Annotated in this window: 16 protein-coding genes; 8 read left to right on the top strand and 8 right to left on the bottom strand. The window is 69.9% G+C overall.

What is annotated here, in order from left to right; translation table 11 throughout:
• The first annotated feature begins 125 nt into the window (after positions 1–125).
• From AC1ECW_RS12180 to moeA, 6 genes are all read left to right on the top strand, one after another.
• The gene (locus AC1ECW_RS12180) at positions 126–818 is read left to right on the top strand and encodes a C40 family peptidase (RefSeq protein ID WP_481201932.1); all 693 of its coding nucleotides are present in this window, start codon (positions 126–128) and stop codon (positions 816–818) included.
• Between the two features lie 112 nt (positions 819–930).
• Entirely contained in the window at positions 931–2046 is a 1116-nt protein-coding gene (gene moaA, locus AC1ECW_RS12175) for a GTP 3',8-cyclase MoaA (RefSeq protein ID WP_409710060.1), read from the top strand.
• Positions 2047–2048: 2 nt separating this feature from the next.
• The gene (locus AC1ECW_RS12170; RefSeq protein ID WP_409710063.1) at positions 2049–2345 is read left to right on the top strand and encodes a hypothetical protein; all 297 of its coding nucleotides are present in this window, start codon (positions 2049–2051) and stop codon (positions 2343–2345) included.
• Positions 2332–2922, top strand: coding sequence for a molybdenum cofactor guanylyltransferase MobA (gene mobA / locus AC1ECW_RS12165; protein ID WP_409710066.1), 591 nt, complete (start codon positions 2332–2334; stop codon positions 2920–2922). Before AC1ECW_RS12170 ends, mobA begins: the two co-directional genes overlap by 14 nt.
• Positions 2873–3457 (top strand): GNAT family N-acetyltransferase, encoded by a 585-nt coding sequence (locus AC1ECW_RS12160; RefSeq protein WP_409710070.1) that lies wholly within the window; start codon positions 2873–2875, stop codon positions 3455–3457. The genes mobA and AC1ECW_RS12160 overlap by 50 nt, the downstream gene beginning before the upstream one ends.
• A gap of 13 nt (positions 3458–3470) precedes the next feature.
• On the top strand, positions 3471–4745 hold the full coding sequence (gene moeA, locus AC1ECW_RS12155; protein WP_481201931.1) for a molybdopterin molybdotransferase MoeA: 1275 nt from the start codon (positions 3471–3473) through the stop codon (positions 4743–4745).
• Between the two features lie 21 nt (positions 4746–4766).
• On the opposite strand, the gene AC1ECW_RS12150 is transcribed toward moeA, so the two are convergent.
• The 4 genes from AC1ECW_RS12150 to AC1ECW_RS12135 all read right to left on the bottom strand — a co-directional run bounded on the left by AC1ECW_RS12150 (position 4767) and on the right by AC1ECW_RS12135 (position 10548).
• A complete protein-coding gene (locus AC1ECW_RS12150; protein ID WP_481201930.1) occupies positions 4767–7835 on the bottom strand; it encodes an efflux RND transporter permease subunit in 3069 nt (1022 codons plus the stop codon).
• A 24-nt stretch (positions 7836–7859) separates the two neighbouring features.
• Positions 7860–9089, bottom strand: a complete 1230-nt coding sequence (locus tag AC1ECW_RS12145) for an efflux RND transporter periplasmic adaptor subunit (protein WP_409707312.1) — start codon at positions 9087–9089, stop codon at positions 7860–7862.
• A gap of 111 nt (positions 9090–9200) precedes the next feature.
• Entirely contained in the window at positions 9201–9653 is a 453-nt protein-coding gene (gene rnhA, locus AC1ECW_RS12140) for a ribonuclease HI (protein ID WP_409707315.1), read from the bottom strand.
• A gap of 28 nt (positions 9654–9681) precedes the next feature.
• Positions 9682–10548 carry a class I SAM-dependent methyltransferase gene (locus AC1ECW_RS12135; RefSeq protein ID WP_409707318.1) on the bottom strand — a complete coding sequence of 289 codons (867 nt, stop codon included), beginning with the start codon at positions 10546–10548 and terminating at the stop codon, positions 9682–9684.
• Here AC1ECW_RS12135 and gloB point away from each other — a divergent pair.
• Complete coding sequence (gene gloB, locus AC1ECW_RS12130) at positions 10547–11317, top strand: hydroxyacylglutathione hydrolase (protein ID WP_409707321.1); 771 nt, start codon at positions 10547–10549, stop codon at positions 11315–11317. The genes AC1ECW_RS12135 and gloB overlap by 2 nt on opposite strands.
• Entirely contained in the window at positions 11314–12942 is a 1629-nt protein-coding gene (locus AC1ECW_RS12125; RefSeq protein ID WP_481201929.1) for a transglycosylase SLT domain-containing protein, read from the top strand. Before gloB ends, AC1ECW_RS12125 begins: the two co-directional genes overlap by 4 nt.
• Here the strand turns inward: AC1ECW_RS12125 and AC1ECW_RS12120 are convergent.
• The 4 genes from AC1ECW_RS12120 to dnaX all read right to left on the bottom strand — a co-directional run bounded on the left by AC1ECW_RS12120 (position 12923) and on the right by dnaX (position 16923).
• Positions 12923–14005: an ABC transporter substrate-binding protein gene (locus tag AC1ECW_RS12120; RefSeq protein WP_481201928.1), complete on the bottom strand. Its 1083-nt coding sequence runs from the start codon at positions 14003–14005 to the stop codon at positions 12923–12925. The genes AC1ECW_RS12125 and AC1ECW_RS12120 overlap by 20 nt on opposite strands.
• An 88-nt stretch (positions 14006–14093) precedes the next feature.
• The gene (gene recR, locus AC1ECW_RS12115; RefSeq protein ID WP_409707330.1) at positions 14094–14681 is read right to left on the bottom strand and encodes a recombination mediator RecR; all 588 of its coding nucleotides are present in this window, start codon (positions 14679–14681) and stop codon (positions 14094–14096) included.
• A gap of 18 nt (positions 14682–14699) precedes the next feature.
• Positions 14700–15026: a YbaB/EbfC family nucleoid-associated protein gene (locus AC1ECW_RS12110; protein WP_409707333.1), complete on the bottom strand. Its 327-nt coding sequence runs from the start codon at positions 15024–15026 to the stop codon at positions 14700–14702.
• A gap of 58 nt (positions 15027–15084) precedes the next feature.
• Positions 15085–16923 (bottom strand): DNA polymerase III subunit gamma/tau, encoded by a 1839-nt coding sequence (gene dnaX / locus AC1ECW_RS12105; protein ID WP_481201927.1) that lies wholly within the window; start codon positions 16921–16923, stop codon positions 15085–15087.
• Positions 16924–16953 lie beyond the last annotated feature (30 nt).

The following is a 16953-nucleotide window of genomic DNA, read 5'->3' as shown; positions in this document are numbered from 1 at the left end:
TCGACCCGACCCGGGGTCCAGACGGGACGGACCCATCGAGGACTGTTTCGAGATATTGCTGCTAAGTGATTGTCATATCGCAAATTTCTTGACGAGACCCGTGACGTTGACCTATGGTTGCGGCGATGCAAATGTCCTGCTCGCGCCTGGTCGGTGTGGTCTGCCTGATGGCAGGCCTGACGGGGTGTGCCTCGGTGGCACCACCTCCGGCCACCGCCCCCGCAGGCGACCCGATGTCCGCCTTCCTGGCCGAGCGTGGATGGTCCCCCTCCCCGCCGGCCGCCCCGGAGCCCGAGGACGCCCCGGCCGCGATCGACCCCCAGGCACCGAACGCCCCGCCGGCAGTGCAGGATGCCGCCGCCCAGGCCGTGGTGACGGCGATGAGCTTTCTCGGTGTGAGCTACCGCCGTGGCGGCAATTCGATCGACGAGGGCTTCGACTGCAGCGGCTTCACCCGCCATGTGTTCGACACGGCCCTCGGGATCGGCCTGCCGCGCCGCGCCGAGGAGCAGGCCCGGGCCGCCGGCCTGGTGCCGGTGCCGCGCAGCGAGCTCAGACCGGGAGACCTGGTCTTTTTCAACACGCTGCGCCGCGCCTATTCGCATGTGGGCATCTACGTGGGAGAGGGCAAGTTCATCCACGCCCCGCGCAGCGGCGCCCAGGTGCGCATCGAGGACATGCGCATGCGCTACTGGAGCCAGCGCTACAACGGCGCCCGGCGCGCGCAGGTGCTGGTGGCCACCCCCTCCCGCACCACCGGCGGCCGGGGCTTGCCGGCGCAGCAGGCCGCCGAGGCGGCGTTCCCCCTCGCACATTGACCCCGCCTACGGCGGCGGCCCGGTGCGGCGTTCGCCCGCAAGCCTTGATGCGCGGCAAGCCCCGGGACGGGCCGATGGACCATCCGGCCCGCGCCGATGCACAATCGGGGCCATGGCAGAGAAAGTGATCCCGCTGGCCGATCACCGTGTCCGGGCCTCCGTGCCGCGGGTGCCGGACCAGTGGCGCTCGCCCGACGGGCCGCTCAGCGACCGCCTGGGCCGGCCCTTGCGCGACCTGCGCATCTCGGTGACGGACCGGTGCAACTTCCGGTGCAGCTACTGCATGCCCAAGGAAGTCTTCGACAAGCACTATCAGTTCCTGCCCCACAGCGCCCTGCTGAGCTTCGAGGAGATCACCCGGCTGGCCCGGCTGTTCGTCGCTCACGGCGTGCGCAAGATCCGGCTCACGGGGGGTGAGCCCCTGCTGCGCAAGGACCTCGAACGCCTGATCGAGATGCTCGCTGCCCTGCGCACGCCCGACGGCCAGCCCCTGGACCTGACGCTCACGACCAACGGCTCGGTCCTGGCGCGCAAGGCGCGGGCCCTGAAGGAGGCCGGCCTGCAGCGCGTGACCGTCAGCCTGGATGCGCTGGACGATGCGCTGTTTCGCCGCATGAACGATGTCGATTTCCCGGTGGCCGACGTGCTGGCAGGGCTGGAGGCCGCCCAGCAGGTCGGCCTGGGGCCGCTGAAGGTCAACATGGTGGTCAAGCGCGGCACCAACGACCACGAGATCGTCCCGATGGCCCGCCATTTCCGCGGCACCTCCATCGTGCTGCGCTTCATCGAGTTCATGGACGTGGGAGCGACCAACGGCTGGCGCATGGAGGAGGTGCTGCCCTCGGCCGAGGTGATCGAACGCTTGAGCGCCCACTTTCCGCTCGAACCCATCGACCCGAACTACCCCGGCGAGACCGCCGAGCGCTGGCGCTACCGCGACGGTGGCGGCGAGATCGGCGTGATCTCCAGCGTCACCCAGGCCTTCTGCCGCGACTGCAACCGCGCCCGCCTGTCCACCGAGGGCAAGCTGTTCCTGTGCCTGTTCGCCCAGCAAGGGCATGACCTGCGCGCCTTGCTGCGCGCAGGCTGCACCGACGAGCAGATCGCGGCAGCCATCGGGCTGATCTGGCAGGACCGCGGAGACCGCTACTCCGAGTTGCGCGCAGCCCTGCAAGCCGACACTGGCACCGCCTTGCGCAAGGTCGAGATGCACTACATCGGAGGCTGAGCATGGCGCGCGCCCCGCTGCTGGCCCCCGCCGTCAAACGGCGCCTGCTGGCCGCCGTGCTGGCCAGTGTGATGATCCCCTGGCTCATCGGCTCTTGGATCAAGGCCGGCCTGCAGGAGGGGCTGCACGACGATGCGCACCGCGCGGCGCAGCTCGTCGACTACATCGTCACCGGCGGCATGGTCTTCCTGCTCGCGATGGTCGTCACGGTGGCGGTGGGCTGCGTCGTGGTGGCCGTGATGCAAGGCGCTCGCCACCTGGGCGATCCCTTCCCCAACGAGCGCAATGATGGATCCTGAGCTCATCACCGGCCTGATCCTGGCCGGCGGCCGCGGCAGCCGCATGGGCGGGGTCGACAAGGGCCTGCAAAACTACCGCGGCCTGCCGCTGGCCCTGCATGCGCTGCTGCGGCTGTCGCCGCAGGTGGGTCGCGTGATGATCAACGCCAACCGCAACCTCGGCGCCTACGAGTCCTTCGGCGTGCCGGTCTGGCCCGATGCCCTGCCCGACTACGCCGGGCCGCTGGCAGGGTTCCTGGCCGGGCTGGAGCATTGCGAGACGCCCTATCTCGTCACCGTGCCCTGCGACTCGCCGCTGTTTCCGACCGATCTGGTTCATCGGCTGGGGACGGCCCTGCAGGCCCAGGACGCCGAGATCGCGATGGCGCGCACCGGGGACCAGGTTCAGCCCGTGTTCACACTGATGCGGACCTCGCTGCTGGAAAGCCTCGTGCGCTACACGCATGCGGGCGGACGCAAGATCGACCGCTGGACGGCCCAGCACCACACCGTGGAGGTGCCATTCGATGACGAGTCGGCCTTTGCCAATGCCAACACCCAAGACGAGCTGGTGGCGCTCGAACGCGGCGGCGGTTGAACGCGCCCCGCTGATCGAGGTGCGCCGTCTGGGCCCGGAGGACCTGCCGGCCTACAAGCTGCTGCGCGACGAGGCCCTGCAGCGCCACCCCGAATCCTTCACGTCAGACGCCGAGACCGAGCGGCTGCGCAGCCCCGAGAGCTATCTGGGACGGCTGGGCCTGAGCGAACCGCTGGGCGGCACCTTCCTGATGGGGGCCTGGGTGGACGGCGAGCTGGCCGGCTCGGTGGCCTGCGAGCGCGAACTCAAGCGCAAGCTGCGCCACCGCGCCAACATCGTCGGCATGTACGTGCGCGAATCGCACACCCGCCTGGGCATCGGCCGCCAGTTGCTCGCGGCTTGCCTGGACCTGGCGCGCCAGGCCCAAGGCCTGGAGATGCTGACACTCACGGTGACGGCGTCCAACGAACGGGCCTTGCGCCTGTATGAGCGGGCGGGCTTCAAGGTGTACGGCCTGCTGCCACGGGCCATCCGCGTCGAGACCGGCCGCAAGGTGCAGTACTTCGACAAGGCTCACATGGTGTTGATGCTGTGAACGGCGCCCCCCGATGACATCCCTCGAACAGATCGCCTCCTGTGTGAGCGGCTACGACCCGGACGCCCTGCCCGTGGAGAAGGCGCAGGAGTTCATCCGCCGCTTCGTCCCTCGCGTGGACACCGTCGAGAAGCTGCCCCTGCGTACGGCGCTGGGTCGCGTGCTGGCCACCGACGTGATCTCGCCGATCGATGTGCCGTCGCACGACAACTCAGCCATGGACGGCTACGCGCTGCGTGGCACCGACCTGAGCGCCGACGGCCCGACACGGCTGCGCATCGCGGGCACCGCGCTGGCCGGCCAACCCCTCGAGCAGCGGGTGGCGCCCGGCCAGTGCGTGCGCATCATGACCGGCGCCGTGATGCCCGAAGGGCTGGACACCGTCGTGCCGCAGGAGTTCTGCCAGGTCGAGGGCGAAGTCGTGATCCTGCCCGCCGGCGCCGTGCGCGCTGGCGACAATCGCCGGCTGCGAGGGGAGGACCTCGCACGGGGCCGGCCCGCGCTGTCGGCCGGGAAGATCCTGCGTCCGGCCGACCTGGGCCTGCTGGCCTCGCTGGGTCAGGCCGAAGTGCCCGTCCTGCGCCGCCTGCGGGTGGCCTTCTTCTCCACCGGCGACGAACTGCGCTCCATCGGCGAGCCGCTGGAGGCCGGCTGCGTCTACGACAGCAACCGCTACACGATCCACGGCATGCTGCAGCGCCTGGGCGTGGAATTGCTCGATCTCGGGGTCGTGCGCGACGATCCCCAGGCCCTCGAAGCCGCCTTCCGGCAGGCCGCCGAGAGCGCTGACGCCATCATCACCTCGGGCGGCGTGAGCGTGGGTGAGGCCGACTTCACCAAGCAGATGATGGCGCGGCTGGGCGAGGTGGCGTTCTGGCGCATCGCGATGCGCCCAGGCCGGCCCATGGCCTTCGGCCGCATCGAGAGCCGCGGCCGCCAGGCAATCCTGTTCGGGCTGCCCGGCAACCCCGTGGCGGTGATGATCACCTTCTACGCCTTTGTGCGCGAGGCCCTGCTGGCCATGGGCGGGGCCACGCCGCAACCGCTGCCCCTGCTGCGTGCACATGCGCAGCAGCCCCTTCGCAAGAAGCCCGGGCGCACCGAATACCAGCGTGGCATCGTGCGCCAGGTGGACGGACGCTGGCAGGTGCGCATCACCGGCTCGCAAGGTTCGGGCATCCTGCGTTCGATGTCGGAAGCCAACGGACTGGTGGTGCTGCACCATGATCAGGGCGATGTCGCCGAGGGCGAGCTCGTGGACGTGCTGCCCTTCGAGGGCCTGATCTGAGCGTCCCCGGGGCCGGGCGCTTCAGGCGCCCACCGCCTCCTCCACCGAGCGCGTGATCGGCCCGGGCGTGCTGCGGCGCGCCAACAGGGTGTACATCGTGGGCACCACGAAGAGGGTCAACAAGGTGCCCACCGTCATGCCCCCCACAATCACCCAGCCGATCTGCTGGCGGCTCTCGGCGCCCGCGCCTGTGGCGATCGCCAGGGGGACTGCGCCCAGCACCATGGCGCCGGTGGTCATCAGGATGGGCCGCAGGCGCAAGGCCGCGGCACGGCGCGTGGCCTCCATGAGGCCCAGGCCCTGCTGGCGCTGCTGGTTGGCGAATTCGACGATCAGAATGCCGTGTTTGGTGATCAAGCCCACCAGCGTGATCAGGCCGATCTGCGAGTACACGTTGAGCGTGCCGCCGGTGAGATTCAAGGCCGCCAGGGCACCCACCATCGACAGGGGCACCGACAGCAGGATCACGAAGGGATCGATGAAGCTCTCGAACTGGGCGGCCAGCACCAGGAAGATGAAGAACAGCGCGAGCACGAACACCAGGCCCAGCGCGCCGCTGGAGGCGCGGAACTCGCGCGAGACGCCGTTGAGTTCGGTGGCGTAGCCCGTGGGCAGCAGCCGCTCGGCGGTCTCGTCCATGAACTTCAGAGCGTCGCCCAGGGCAAAGCCCGGCGCCAGGTTGGCCGTGATGCTGACTGAGCGGCGCTGGTTGAAGTGGTTGAGCTCACGCGGGGAGACGGCCTCGCGCACCGTCACCAGCGACGACAGCGGGATCATGCGGTTGTCGCGGCCACGCACGAAGAGCCGCTCGATGTCGTTCGGGCGCGAGCGCCCGGCGGCTTCGGTCTGAACGATCACGTCGTACTGTTCGGCGTCGCGCTTGAAGCGCGTGACGTTGCGACCGCCCAGCATGGTCTCGACCGTGCGTGCAACCTGGTCGACCGGAACACCGGCATCGGCAGCGCGCTCGCGGTCCACCTCGAGGTAGATCTCCGGCTTGTTCAGGCGCAGATCGATGTCGGGTTGCACGAAACCGCCATGGCGGTTCATCGCCTCGACGAACTGCTGGGCCACCTCGTGGAGGTTCTCGTAGCTGTCGGAGGTAAGGATGACGTAGTTCACCGAGCGCTCACGGAAACCTTGGCCCAGCGACGGCGGGGTGATCGGGAAGGCGCTCACACCGGGCAGCGCAGCCAGCTTGGGCTGGAGCTCGCGCGCGAGCTGCTGGGTGTTGCGCTTGCGCTCGTCCCAGTCGATGGTGCGCATGAACGAGATGCCCTGCGACACCGTCGGGTTGCCAGCCACGACAAACACACGGTCGAATTCGGGAAGGCTCGCGCCGATGCGCTCGATCTCGAGCATGTACTTCTCGGTGTAGGCCAGGGTCGAGCCGTCCGGGGCATTGACCGTGACAAGCACGACGCCCCGATCCTCCATCGGAGCCAGTTCGCTGCGCATGCCGGCAAACAGCCACCAGCTGGCCCCGGCGCTGGCCAGCATGGTCAGCATCACGATCCAGCGGTGCCCAAGCACCCACGACAAGGCCCGCTCATAGACATCGGTGAGGGCCACCAGCATGCGCTCCATGCCACGGTCGAAGCGGCTGGGCTTGGGGTTGTGACGCAGCAGCTTGGAGCACATCATCGGCGACAGCGTGAGCGCCACGAAACCCGAGATGATCACCGCACCGGCCAGGGTCAGCGCGAACTCGATGAACAGCCGTCCGGTGCGCCCCGGCGTGAAGGCCAGCGGCGCATAGACGGCCGCCAGCGTGAGCGTCATCGCCACCACGGCAAAGCCGACCTCCCTGGCCCCCTTGATCGCCGCGGCGAAGGGCTCCATGCCCTCCTCGATGTGGCGATAGATGTTCTCCAGCACCACGATGGCGTCGTCCACCACCAGGCCGATGGCCAGCACCAGCGCCAGCAGTGTCAGCGTGTTGATCGTGAAGCCCACCGCGGCCATCAGCGCAAAGGCCCCGATCAGGCACACGGGGATCGTGACGAGCGGGATGATCGACGCCCGCAGCGTGCGCAGGAAGACGAAGACCACCAACGCCACCAGCACCACCGCCTCGGCGATCGTGGTGTAGACCGCCTGCACCGAGCGTTCAATGAAGACCGAGTTGTCGTTGGCCACCTGCACCGTCACCCCCTCGGGCAGCTCTTGTTGCAGGCGCGGCAGGACGGTGCGCACGCCTTCGGCCACCTCCAATGGGTTGGCCGTGGCCTGCCGGATCACCCCCAGAGACACCGAGCGCTGGCCGTTCAGGCGCACGCTGGAGCGTTCGTTGGCCGCCGCCTGCTCCACGCGCGCCACGTCGCGCAAGCGCACCGTGTAGCCCGACACCTGGCGCAGCGCCACCTGAGCGAACTGCTCGGGTGTGTTGAGGTCGGTCTGGGCCGTGACGCTGAACTCGCGCTGGCGGCCCTCGATGCGCCCGGCCGGCACTTCGAGGTTCTGGCGCCGCAAGGCATCCTCGACGTCCTGCACGGTCACACCATAGGCGGCGAGCCGGTCGGGGTCGAGCCAAACGCGCATCGCGTACTCGCGCTCTCCGCGCACCAGCACGTCGGCCACGCCCGTCACGGTCTGCAGCCGCGGCTTGACCACCCGGGTGATGAGATCGGTCACCTCCAGCGGCGACAAGGTGGTGGTGGTGAAGGCCAGCCAGATCGTCGGAGAGGCATCGGCCTCCACCTTCGAGATGACCGGCTCGTCCACCGAGTCGGGCAATCGACCCCGCACCCGGGCCACGCGGTCGCGCACCTCGGCCGCCGCGTCGTCGGGGTTCTTGTCGAGCTTGAAGCGCACCGAGATCTGGCTTTGCTCCTGGCGCGAGATCGAAGTGAGGATGTCCACGCCCTCGATCCCAGCGATCGAATCTTCCAGCGGCTTGGTCACCTGCGACTCGATCACCTCGGAGGAGGCACCGGCCAGACGGGTGGACACGGTCACCACCGGTTCGTCGATGCGCGGGTACTCGCGCACCTGCAGCCTGTCGAAGGACACCAGCCCCACCAGCAGGATCAGCAGGGACAGCACCGTGGCCAACACCGGCCGGCGCACGCAGACTTCGGAGATTCTCATGGTCGGACTCCGGGCTGGCCGCGGTCACCCGGCCGCGACGGTGCGCAAGCCGCTGCGGCGCGCGTCGCCAGGGGTGCGGGTGGTTGCGGGTGCCGAAGCCGCGTCAGCAGGACGCGGTGTACCGCCGATGTCGACCACCCGCAACGGCGTGCCGTCGCGGGCGATGCGCTGATGGCCAGCCGTGACGACCGTGGCCCCCGCCGGCACGCCCTGCACGACCTCCACACGGCCTTCGCGGCGCTGACCGAGCACCACCTCGACGCGACGCGACACCCGGGTGCCGGCGGGCATCCCCTCGCCGCCTTCGACGACGAGGATCACGTACTGGCGGCCGCCTTGCGGCACCACCGCCTCCTCGGGCACCATCACCGCATCGACGCGCGTGGACAGCACCGCATCGACACGGGCGAACATGCCCGGTCTGAGCAGGCCCCGGGGGTTGTCGATGGTCGCCCGCACGAGCACCGAACGGCCGTTGACATCGACCTGGGGTTCGAGTGCCTGCACCCGGGCCTCGAAACGCTGCCCCGGCAAAGCATCCACGCTCACCTGGGCGGCCTGGCCCACACGCAGCTGGGGCAGGTAGCGCTCGGGCAACCGGAAGTCCACATGGATCGTACGCAGGTCTTCCAGGCTGACCAGGTCGGCGCCCTCACGAACGTAGTCGCCCACGTTGACGAGGCGGATGCCCACCATCCCGTCGAAGGGCGCCACGATGCGCAGTCGCTCGAGCTGAGCCTGGGCCAGCGCAAGCTGTGCCTGCGCCACCTGCAGATTGGCCGCCCCCTGCTCCACCGCCGCCTGGCTGATGAAGTTCTGCGCCAGCAGTTCTCGGTTGCGGGCATCGTTGGCCCGGGCGATGCTGAGCTGGGCCTGCGCCTGCTGCACCTGGGCGCGCACCAGGCTGTCGTCGAGCTGCACCAGCAGCTGCCCGCGGCGTACCGGCTGTCCGTCTCGAAACCCCAGTGCAGCCACCCGCCCGGAGACCTCGGGGCGCAGCATCACCCCCTGATGGGACTTCAGGGTGCCCACGGCCTGGGCTTCCTCGGCCACGGACACCGACTGTGCCAGGCCGACCTCCACGGCCACGGGTCCGGACGGTTGGCCCGCGCGCACCGGGGCGGATGCCGCCGCCCCCCCGCCTGCCACCGAGGGGCCAGGCTTCGAACCGGGACCGACGTGCTGGTACCAGTAGGCCGCAGCACTGGCCAGCGCGATGCCGACCACGGCGACGAGGGCGTGCAACTTCTTCATGGGGGTGCAATGGTGCGGGAACGTCCACAATGTACGCGCAAGCCGCATCTCCGGTTCACACTTCTTCACAAGTCCCGGCGGCCGGCCGGTCGCACATCGCACAGGCTGGCATCAGCCCACGCTGGCTGCCCCCCGGTTGGCCAGCGCGTCGGCGCGCTCATTGCCGGGGTCGCCGGCATGGCCCTTCACCCAGCGCCAGTGCACGCGGTGCAAGGCGGCCAAAGCCTCCAGCCGCTGCCACAGCTCGACGTTCTTCACCGGTTTGCGGTCGGCCGTCTTCCAGCCGCGCGCCTTCCAGGCCGGCAACCATTCGGTGATGCCCTTGCGCACGTATTCGCTGTCGGTGTAGATCGTCACGTCGCAACTGCGCTTGAGGCTGGCCAGGGCCTCGATCACCGCGGTGAGTTCCATGCGGTTGTTGGTGGTCGAGCGTTCGCCGCCGAACAGTTCCTTTTCGTGGGAGCCTGAGACCAGCCAGGCACCCCAGCCTCCCGGGCCCGGGTTACCCTTGCAGGCACCATCGGTGTAGATCACCACCTGGGGTCGGGGAATCGCTGCGTTCATGGACGGGTGTCTTTCCTTGCATCGGGGGTCAGGACGAGCGCGGACCGGATCCGTTCGAGGGCGGGTGAGGATCGCGGCGCGCCACCACGGCCGGTGCCGACTTGGCGCGCTGGCGCTGCTTCCAGGCCGGCCCGATCAGGCGCATGCCACGCACCCGCTTGGCCGCCACCAGGAAGTAAACGGCGCCCAGCACCGGCCACCAGCGGTCGCCGGCCGGCTCCATCCAGCGGTAGCGGTCCAGCCACGACTGGGTACGCAGCAGCGGGCGGTAGCAGCCGAAGCGGCCGCCCTCGATCTCGAAGTTGAGCAGCCGCAGCCAGTCGCGCAGCCGCCAGTAGCCGATGAACTCGCCGGTCTCGGGCAGCGGCGGTGCCCCCAGGCCGAGCCGCATGCCTATGCGCGCGCAGCGCTGCTGCAAGCCCCACAGGCTGGCCGGGTTGAAGCCCAGGATGAGCACCTTGCCCTCAGGCACCAGCACCCGCTCGACCTCGCGCAGCGTCTGATGCGGATCGCCGGCCAGCTCCAGGCTGTGCGGCAGCACCACCAGGTCCAGGCTCTGGGTTTCGAACGGCAGGGCGTGGAAGTCGGCCACCACCGCATGGGGCGTGGGCGGCGGCGCACAGGAAGGCCCGCCGCCTTCGGGCGGCGGTGCAGGCGGCGGGGTCTGCGGCCCGGTGTGGCCGCCGGCGGGCGGGCGATCGAGCATCACCCAGCGGTGCGGCATGCGGTTGTGCCGCAGCGCATCCAGACAAGGCCAGCCCAGTTGCACGGCATGGAACCCGAAGAGGTCCACCACGGTCCGATCGACCTGCTCGCGTTCCCAGGCCAACAAGTACCGGCCCGCCGGGGTGAGCAGCCACTCATCCAAACCTATAATTCGACCGTCTTGCCTCATGAAACTGCTTGCCTTACCCGCCTTCGCCGACAACTACATCTGGATGCTCCACGATGGCCGCGAAGCCCTGGTGGTCGATCCGGGCGAAGCAACGCCGGTGATCGAGGCCTTGCAGACCCATGGCCTGAGGCTGAGCGGCATTCTAGTGACCCATCACCACGGCGACCATGTCGGCGGCATCGATGCCCTGCGCAGCGTGCTGCACGGCCCGGTCTACGGCCCTGCGCGCGAGGCCATCCCGCCCCCCTACACCCCGCTGTCCGATGGCGACCGGGTGCATTGGAACGGGCTGGATTTCGAGGTGATCGATGTGCCCGGACACACGGCCGGGCACATCGCCTACTGGAGCCCGCGCGTGGGCGACAGCCCCCTGCTCTTCTGTGGCGACACCCTGTTCTCGGCCGGCTGCGGTCGTCTGTTCGAAGGCACGCCCGCACAGATGAGCGCCTCGCTGGCGCGACTGGCAGCGCTGCCGGGCACGACGAGGGTGTGCTGCGCCCACGAGTACACGCTGGGCAATCTGCGCTTTGCGCAGGCCGTCGAACCGGGCAACGCCGCGCTGGCCGAGCACCTGCGTCACTGCGAGGCCCTGCGCGGGCGCGGCCACCCCACCTTGCCAAGCACCATCGCGCGCGAGCGCGCCATCAATCCCTTCCTGCGCTGCCGCGAGCCCGAGGTCGTGGCCGCAGCCCGGCGCCGTCACGCCGCGGCCGACGACGCCGTGGCCGTCCTTGCCGCCTTGCGCGAATGGAAGAACGAATTCCGATGATCCCTGCACTCCCTTTGCGCCTGCCCCGCCCCATCGGCACGCTGGTGTCGCTGGTCCTGCTGGGCCTGGCCGGTTGCGCCAGCCTGCCCTCACCCGCCCCGGCCCCGGTGGAAGCGCTCTCCTCCGCAGCGCCTGCATCAGCGGCACCGGCCGAAGCCGCGTCGGTGGCCGCAGCCCCCTTGCAGCCCGTCCCAACCGAGCCCGCCCCGGCCCCACTGCCGGCAGCAGCCGTGATCGTGCCCGATGCCCACGGCCCGAGCAGCGCGGCCGACGTGGGCGACGTCCCCGACGAGGTGGCCTCGCGCGACCTGTGGGAGCGCATCCGCGAAGGCTTCGCGATGCCCGACCTCGACAACGAACTGGTGCGCGACCGCGAGCGCTACTATGCCGCCCGCCCGGACTACATGCAGCGCATGACCGAACGGGCCAGCCGCTACCTCTTCCACATCGTCGAGGAAGTGCAGCGCCGCGGCCTGCCCACCGAGCTGGCGCTGCTGCCCTTCATCGAGAGTGCCTTCAACCCTCAGGCTCTGTCGAGCGCCCGCGCCTCAGGCATGTGGCAGTTCATTCCCTCTACGGGCCGCCACTACGACCTCAAGCAGAACATCTTCCGCGACGAGCGGCGCGATGTGCTGGCCTCCACCCGCGCGGCGCTCGACTACCTGACACGCCTGCATGGCATGTTCGGTGACTGGCATCTCGCCTTGGCGGCCTACAACTGGGGCGAGGGCAGCGTGCAGCGCGCCATCGCGCGCAACCGCCAGCAGGGCCGCCCGACCGACTACGAGAGCCTGCGCATGCCAACGGAGACGCGCTACTACGTCCCGAAGCTGCAGGCCATCAAGAACATCGTCGCGCGCCCCGAGGCCTTCGGCCTGTCGCTCACACCCATCGAGAACCACCCCTACTTCCTCACGGTGGAGATCCAGCGCGACATCGACGTGGACCTGGCCGTCTCGCTCGCCGGCCTGGAGCGAGCCGAGTTCATGGCCCTGAACCCTCAGCTCAACAAGCCCGTGATCCTGGCCGCCGGGGTGCCGCAGATCCTGCTGCCCTACGACAATGCCAAGCGGTTCATCCGCAACCTCGCCCGGCACGAAGGCCCGCTGGCCAGTTGGACCGCCTGGGTCGTGCCACGGACGCAGTCGCCGGCCGAGATCGCCCGCGAGGTGGGCATGAGCGAAGCGCAGTTGCGCGCGGTGAACAAGATCCCCCCGCGCATGGTGGTCAAGGCCGGCTCGACGCTGCTCGTGCCACGCAACGAACGCAAGCACCGGCATGATGTGGCGGGCCACATTGCCGACAATGCCACGCTGGCGCTGGCGCCCCACCGCCCGCCAGGCAAACGCATCGTCGTGCGCGCCGGCAGCAAGGACAGCGTGGCCAGCATTGCCCGCCGCTACCGGGTGTCTGCCACCGATGTGGCAGCCTGGAACAACGTGAGCCCCACCAGCCGCTTCACCCGCGGCCAGCGGGTGGTGGTCTACACCCGCGCCGTCCAGTCCACAGTGGCCAAGAAGCCGGCGGCCCGCACACAGGCCAAAGCCCCGGCGGCCAAACGGCCCACCGCCCAGGCCAAGGCCTCCCCACGCGCCAAGCAGCCGGTCAAGGTGGCACGCCAGTGACGCGCCGCGCGCGCAGCACGAAGGCGTTGGTGTGGGCCGCGGCCATCAGCCCGGCCTGGCCCGGCTGAGGCCCCACGCCCTCCAGGCCCTGCACCAACCGCCAGGCATTGCGCGCCGCTTCATCCTCCAACAGCCCGTCGGGCGAATAGCCCTCTCGCACCCGAAAGAAGGCCGCCAGGTACAGCGCGCGGTCGCCCAGGGCGTGCGAGGGTGGCACGGTGGCCAGGATGTCCGCCGGCGCGGCCGTCTGCAGCCAGCGCAGGGCCCGCAGCACGGCCTGCGTGAGGCCCTGCACGAGGTCCGGCCGCGACTGCACGTAGCTGCTGTGGGCAAACAGGCAGGTCGAGGGCAGCGGGCCATCGAAGACGTCCGCTGCCCCCCGCAGGGTGCGCGCATCGGCCAGCAGGCGCAGCTCACCATGCAGTTCGAGCTGCGTCATGACCGGGTCGGCGTGACTGAGCGCCTGGACCCGGCCATGATGCCAGGCCAGCAGTTCCGGCCCGCTGGCAGGCAGTTCGAGCCATTGCACCTCCGCCGGACTGAGGCCGGCCTTGGCGAGCAAGGCCTGCGCCAGCAGACGGCTCGACGGCCCCTCGGTGGCAACACCGATGCACTGGCCGCGCAGTTGCGAGACATGCTCGAAATACGGCAACTGGCGAGTCGACACGCCCATGGCCACCATCGGTGCCCGGCCCATCAGCACGAAGGACTGCCAGGGCCGTTCGCGAAGCCGTTGCAGAATGAGTTGCACATACGAGGCCGACACCACGTCCACGCGAGCCTGTTGCAGCGCCTGGGCCAGGGCCGTCATCGTGCCCAGGCCGACCAGGCGCACGTCCAAGCCCTCGTCGGTGAAGTAGCCGAGCTGCCCGGCCACGGTGAGCGGGAGGTGGAAAAGCGAGTCCTCCCGCAGGAGCCCGATCGTCACCCGGCGCCGCTGGCGCGGCCGCTGGGCCAGGGCCGCCGGGCCCGCCAGCCAAGCGGCCCCGGTCGCCGCCAGCACCAGCCAACGCCGACGGGACAGCCCACGAGGCGGTGAGGAAGCACGGTGGGATGGGGCCATGCCTGCACCTTAGGCAAGGCGGAAGCGCCCTCCCATCCGGATGGGTCCTGTCAGGGAAAGTCCGTGGGACGCGGCCCCCTGGGCCCCTTCAGCGTCGATCGACCAGGGCGTGGGCGATCGTGCCCAGGTCGACGTACTCCAGCTCGCTGCCGGCCGGCACGCCACGAGCCAGGCGCGTCACCATCAGATGCCGCGCCTTCAGGGCCTCGCCGAGCACATGGGCCGTGGCCTCGCCCTCGGCCGTGAAATTGGTGGCGAGGATGACCTCGCGCACCTGGCCGTCGGTGACACGCTGATACAACTTTGACAGGCCGATGTCGCGTGGGCCCACGCCATCGAGTGGGCTGAGCTTGCCCTGCAGCACGAAATACAGCCCGCGGTAGCTGCCCGTGCGCTCGATGGCGGCCTGGTCGGCAGGGGTCTCGACGACGCACAGCAGGCTGGCGTCGCGCTGCGGGTCCCGGCAGGTGTCGCAGACCTCGTCTTCCGTGAAGGTGTTGCACCGCCGGCAGTGACGCACCGCGCCGATGGCAGCCTGCAGCGCCTGTGACAGCCGTTGTGCACCGTCGCGGTCGTGCTGCAGCAGGTGGTAGGCCATGCGCGCAGCCGATTTCGGCCCCACGCCGGGCAGGCGGCGCAAAGCCTCGACCAGTTCGTCCAGTGCGCGTGTGGCCATGGCCGGCGCGACAACGGATCAGAACGGGAGCTTCATGCCGGGCGGCAGCGGCATGCCGGCGGTGAGCTTGCCCATCTTCTCCTGGCTCACCTCTTCGGCCCGACGCACCGCGTCGTTGAACGCGGCGGCCACCAGGTCCTCCAGCATGTCCTTGTCATCGGCCAGCAGGCTGGGGTCGATGCTCACGCGGCGCACATCGTGCCGGCAGGTCATCTGTACCTTCACCAGGCCGGCACCGGACTGGCCTTCCACCTCGGTGTGTGCCAGTTCCTCCTGGGCCTTGCGCAGGTTGTCCTGCATCGCCTGGGCCTGCTTCATCAGGCCTGCGAGTTGTCCTTTGAGCATGGTTTGGGTCCTTTCCTGGGAAAACGAGGCGGCCCGGCGCCGGCCGGCCGCCGAAGGGTCACAGCGGCCTGATCGAGCCGGGCACGACACGCGCCGTACTGAACTCCTGCATCAGCGACACCACATACGGGTCGTTGAGTATCGCCGCCTCGGCTGCCTGCTGGCGCATGGCCTTCGCCTGGGCTTCCCGGCGGGCGGGGGTGTCCTCGGTGGGGCCCACCGACAGATCCAGCGCCACCGCCTGGCCCAGCACCTCCGACAGCGCCGCCTGCAACCGGGAGCGCGCCTGGGCCGATGCGAGGGTCTCGCGTTCGACCTGGAGCTGCCAGCGCGCGGGTTGGGCCGCCTCGTCCACCGCGAGGCACTGGGCCTGCAGGGCCAGCTCGCGCACCAGGGCCGTCACCAGCCCCCGGTCGATCATCTGCAACACCAGCGACTGCCAGCGGTCTGCGAGCGGCGTGGGGGCCACCGGGGTCGCCACGGGTGCAGCCGCCGGCGCAAACGCCTCGTCGCGCGCGGGCCGGGTCGGCGGCTGCTCCTGCGAAGGGTGGAGACCGGCGGGCGCATCCTCTTCCCATGGCGGCGTGCCTGCGCCCCCCGGCAGCGAGGCGGTGGCCGGTGCCGGGGACGGCGAGAAGGCGACCGGCTCTTGCGGCAGCGACGGGCGGGGGGGCCGGGCTGCGACGGCCGGCTTCGGTGCGACCGGTGCCGGTGCCGCGCGCGGCGCCACGCTCGTGCGTGCCAAGGCCGCCGCGCTGCGCTGCAAGGACGCCGACGCCGGCCGCGCCGCTCCCGGCGTGGCGGGGCGGAAGGCCAGCATGCGCAGCAGGGCCATCGTCAGGGCCCCGTATTCGTCGGCGGCCAAGCCCAGCTCATTGCGGCCCTGCAGCGCGATGCTGTAGAGCAGTTGCGTGTCCTCGGGCGGCAAGGCGGCAGCCAGGGCCTGCAAGGTGGCGTCGTCCGGGTCGTCGGTCGTGCTCGCCTGCGGCACCACCTGGCGGACCGCCAGCTCCTGCAGCACCGCAGCCATCTCCTCCAGGGCACCGGAGGGCGACAGGCCGTGCAGGCGCATCGCGTCGACGACGGCCAGCACCGCCGGCCCGTCACCGGCGGCCAGCGCCTCGATCAGGCGGTACACGTGGCCGCGATCGACCGCGCCCAGCATCTGCCGCACACTGGCCTCGGCGAGGGCCCCCGAGCCGTAGGCGATGGCCTGGTCGGTCAGCGACAGCGCATCACGCATCGAGCCGCGCGCAGCCCGTGCCAGCAGCCGCAATGCGCCCGGCTCGGCGTCGATGCCTTCGGCGGCGAGCACCTGCTGCAGGTGCTCCAGCACGGTCTGCGGGGCCATCGGGCGCAGATTGAACTGCAGGCAGCGCGACAGCACCGTGGGGGGCACCTTCTGCGGGTCCGTCGTGGCCAGCACGAACTTCAGGTATTCCGGGGGCTCCTCCAGCGTCTTCAGCATCGCGTTGAAGGCGTGGTTGGACAGCATGTGCACTTCGTCGATCATGTAGACCTTGAAGCGCCCCACCACCGGCTTGTAGACGGCCTGATCGAGCAGTTGGGAAATTTCGTCCACGCCCCGGTTGGAGGCCGCATCGAGCTCGACGTAATCGACGAAGCGTCCGGCATCGATGTCCTTGCAGGCCTGGCACACGCCGCAAGGCGTGGCGGTGACGCCGCCCTGCCCGTCCGGGCCCATGCAGTTGAGCGACTTGGCCAGGATGCGCGAGACCGTGGTCTTGCCCACGCCGCGCGTGCCGGTGAAGAGGTAGGCATGGTGCAGGCGCTGCTGCATCAGCGCATTCGACAGAGCCTGCACCACATGGGCCTGACCCACCATCTGCTCGAAGGTGCGTGGGCGGTATTTCCGGGCCAGGACGAGGTAACTCATGGGGCGGATTCTACGGGGCGGGTCATCCCC

The organism is Caldimonas hydrothermalis, from assembly GCF_056746695.1.
This window is presented reverse-complemented; position numbering and strand designations above follow the sequence as displayed.

Coding starts and splice junctions, on each gene's coding strand:
- AC1ECW_RS12110 (WP_409707333.1), bottom strand. CDS start 15,026: ATGCTCAAAGGACAACTCGCAGGCCTGATGAAGCAGGCCCAGGCGATG.
- AC1ECW_RS12145 (WP_409707312.1), bottom strand. CDS start 9,089: ATGAAGAAGTTGCACGCCCTCGTCGCCGTGGTCGGCATCGCGCTGGCC.
- gloB (WP_409707321.1), top strand. CDS start 10,547: ATGAAACTGCTTGCCTTACCCGCCTTCGCCGACAACTACATCTGGATG.
- recR (WP_409707330.1), bottom strand. CDS start 14,681: ATGGCCACACGCGCACTGGACGAACTGGTCGAGGCTTTGCGCCGCCTG.
- moeA (WP_481201931.1), top strand. CDS start 3,471: ATGACATCCCTCGAACAGATCGCCTCCTGTGTGAGCGGCTACGACCCG.
- AC1ECW_RS12120 (WP_481201928.1), bottom strand. CDS start 14,005: ATGGCCCCATCCCACCGTGCTTCCTCACCGCCTCGTGGGCTGTCCCGT.
- moaA (WP_409710060.1), top strand. CDS start 931: ATGGCAGAGAAAGTGATCCCGCTGGCCGATCACCGTGTCCGGGCCTCC.
- AC1ECW_RS12160 (WP_409710070.1), top strand. CDS start 2,873: ATGCCAACACCCAAGACGAGCTGGTGGCGCTCGAACGCGGCGGCGGTT.
- AC1ECW_RS12170 (WP_409710063.1), top strand. CDS start 2,049: ATGGCGCGCGCCCCGCTGCTGGCCCCCGCCGTCAAACGGCGCCTGCTG.
- AC1ECW_RS12180 (WP_481201932.1), top strand. CDS start 126: ATGCAAATGTCCTGCTCGCGCCTGGTCGGTGTGGTCTGCCTGATGGCA.
- rnhA (WP_409707315.1), bottom strand. CDS start 9,653: ATGAACGCAGCGATTCCCCGACCCCAGGTGGTGATCTACACCGATGGT.
- mobA (WP_409710066.1), top strand. CDS start 2,332: ATGATGGATCCTGAGCTCATCACCGGCCTGATCCTGGCCGGCGGCCGC.
- AC1ECW_RS12135 (WP_409707318.1), bottom strand. CDS start 10,548: ATGAGGCAAGACGGTCGAATTATAGGTTTGGATGAGTGGCTGCTCACC.
- dnaX (WP_481201927.1), bottom strand. CDS start 16,923: ATGAGTTACCTCGTCCTGGCCCGGAAATACCGCCCACGCACCTTCGAG.
- AC1ECW_RS12150 (WP_481201930.1), bottom strand. CDS start 7,835: ATGAGAATCTCCGAAGTCTGCGTGCGCCGGCCGGTGTTGGCCACGGTG.
- AC1ECW_RS12125 (WP_481201929.1), top strand. CDS start 11,314: ATGATCCCTGCACTCCCTTTGCGCCTGCCCCGCCCCATCGGCACGCTG.